The sequence below is a fragment of the Flexivirga sp. YIM B11880 genome, assembly GCF_058148645.1.
In genome coordinates this window covers 1-2,568 of sequence record NZ_JBMAMH010000034.1, presented here as the reverse complement: position 1 = coordinate 2,568, position 2,568 = coordinate 1, and the positions used below count along the sequence as shown (strand labels likewise).

At 65.6% G+C, this 2,568-nt stretch carries 2 protein-coding genes; both read left to right on the top strand.

Annotated features, from left to right (window positions below):
* Window positions 1-305, top strand: a 305-nt coding sequence (locus ACN8HC_RS19705; RefSeq protein ID WP_490076540.1) for a putative quinol monooxygenase, incomplete at its 5' end; no start/stop codon positions are given.
* A 523-nt stretch (window positions 306-828) separates the two neighbouring features.
* Window positions 829-2,067: an IS110 family RNA-guided transposase gene (locus ACN8HC_RS19700; protein ID WP_490076539.1), complete on the top strand. Its 1,239-nt coding sequence runs from the start codon at window positions 829-831 to the stop codon at window positions 2,065-2,067.
* Window positions 2,068-2,568: the final 501 nt, after the last annotated feature.

The window sequence follows — 2,568 nt, the reverse complement described above, 5'->3', positions numbered from 1 at the left end:
CACCCGTATCACTTCCGTATGCCTTCGTCGCCAAGATTGTCGCGGCCGATGGACAGCACGACGCGCTCGCCGAGCTGCTCGCCGGCGCTGTCGCGCTCGCCAACGAAGAAGTGGGAACGATTGTCTGGTTCGCGGTCAGGACCCACGCCGACACCTTCTGGATCTTCGATGCATTCCCCGACGAGGCCGCTCGCGACGCCCACGCCAACGGTGCCATCGTCGCAGCCCTGATGGCCAACCAGCACCTCCTCGGCGCAGCACCCGAGATCCTGGCGGCCGACGTCCTCGCGTCCAAGCTCCCGTAGTCCGCCAACGCACGAGACGATCGCGCCCCGCCGAGCCGTCGCCAGATCGCGACGCAACGCCACGCTGCGTTGCCGAGCGGTGCGAGGCCTATCGGCACACGGACAGGATGCCGGCCGCGAGCGCTCAGCCGGCGAGGGGTCCGTCGCAGAGGAGAGCGACGTCGGTGTCGGGCAGAGCCGTGAGGCCAGCGCATCGCGCGACCACCAGAACCGAACCGCCCCTGCACTGCGTTTCCGCAGGTCAGCACCTGGGCGCCTGCGTGCCTTGGCGCACTGTGGTGCGCGAAGATTCGGCCCTCGCGCGGCTTGCCGGCGGTCTTGTGTCGGGCGGATGCTGGTGAGGTTCGTCGTGGTCGACCCCGTTGCCCCTGTGGTGCCGGTGAGCCTGAAGGTCAGCATGGTGGCGGAGGGCTTCCACGGGAACCGTGGATTGGTGCCGTCGAGCCCGTGCGTCAGACTTCCGATTTCTCCCTGCCCTCCCCACGACGGACATCAGGTACCTGGTCGCGAGGAGGTCAGTCTGATGGAAGTGGTGCACCCCCGGTGTGCGGGAATGGATATCTCGAAGAAGGACGCCAAGGTCTGTGTCCGGATCGCTGGCAAGGGCCGGCGCAAGACTGTCGAGACGGTCACGACGTGGAGTTCGATGACCAGCCAGATCCTCGGATTACGTGAACACTTGGCAGCCGAGCATGTGACCTGCGTGGTGATGGAAGCGACCAGTGATTACTGGAAGCCGTTCTATTACCTGCTCGAAGACCTGCCCGGTGTCGATGTGATGCTGGTCAACGCCCGGCACGTCAAGACGGTCCCTGGCCGCAAGACGGACGTCGCGGACGCGACCTGGCTTGCGCAACTCGGCGCGCACGGACTGGTGCGGGCCTCGTTCGTGCCGCCAGAGCCGATCCGTCAGCTGCGTGATCTGACCCGCGCCCGAACCGCGATCACCCGCGAACGTGCGCGTGAGGCGCAACGGCTGGAAAAGTTGCTGGAGGACTCCGGGATCAAACTGTCCGCGGTTGCCTCCGATATCCTCGGGGTCTCCGGACGGGCGATGCTCGAAGCGCTCATTGCCGGCGACCGCGACCCTGCAGCCCTGGCCGACCTGGCCAAACGGCGCCTGCGCAACAAGATCCCCGAATTGACCGAGGCCATGAACGGGCGCTTCAACACCCACCACGCGTTCCTGGTGCGAGTTCATCTGGACTTGATCGACCAGCACACTGCCGCGATCGAGAAACTGACCGCGCGGATCGCGGTGATGATGGAGCCCTTTCAGGGATTCCACGACCTGATCTGTTCGATCCCGGGCATCGCTACGGCCACCGCCGACGTGATCGTCGCCGAGACCGGCGCGGACATGTCCCGGTTCCCGACTGCCAAGCACCTGGCGTCCTGGGCCGGCACCACACCCGGCAACAACGAGTCCGCCGGAAAGGTGAAATCCAGCAAGTCACGACCAGGGAACCCGTACCTGCAAGGAGCCTTGGGTGCGGCAGCGATGGCCTGCGCGCAGAACCAGCACACCTACTACGGTGCTCGCTACCGACGCATCGCTAGCCGCCGTGGCCCGCAGAAGGCCAACGTCGCCATCCAGCACTCCATGCTGATCGCGATCTGGCACATGGGCACTACCGGCACCCTCTACGACGACCCAGGCGCCGACTACTACACCCGGCTCCACCCCGGCCGCGCCAAGAAACGAGCAATCCACCAACTCGAATCCATGGGATACCGCGTCACCCTGGACAACGCGTCATAACCGTCCCGACGCGAAGCCATCACGGGAATCTTCGCGTCAGGGGCTGTTCGCCGGAGCCGCCTGTCGGAATCGAACNATCCATGGGATACCGCGTCACCCTGGACAACGCGTCATAACCGTCCCGACGCGAAGCCATCACGGGAATCTTCGCGTCAGGGGCTGTTCGCCGGAGCCGCCTGTCGGAATCGAACCGACGACCTAATCACTTCGGCTTTGCGTCTATCGCTTGATGCGCCCACTGGGCGAACGAGCCGCTGACCTGCGCAAACGCCGAGCGTGGGGGACGCCGCCATCCGGTGGTGACCGCCGACGACCGACCAGTACCGACCGTTTCACCGGAGCTTTCGGCGGCGTCGAAGCCGAGCAAGCTCCATTCTCTTAGCTCACCGCGCCCTCCTCCTCGCCGGTCCCGTCGTCGTCGAAGACGTTTCAGGGGTCTTCTCAGATGACGGTGTAGGTCGGCCGGGCGCGTCGGTCCGCAGATAGACGTCGAGGTCTCCC

Bases quoted from the DNA above. Each gene is read 5' to 3' on its own strand.
- ACN8HC_RS19700 (WP_490076539.1), top strand. From the start codon at position 829: ATGGAAGTGGTGCACCCCCGGTGTGCGGGAATGGATATCTCGAAGAAG.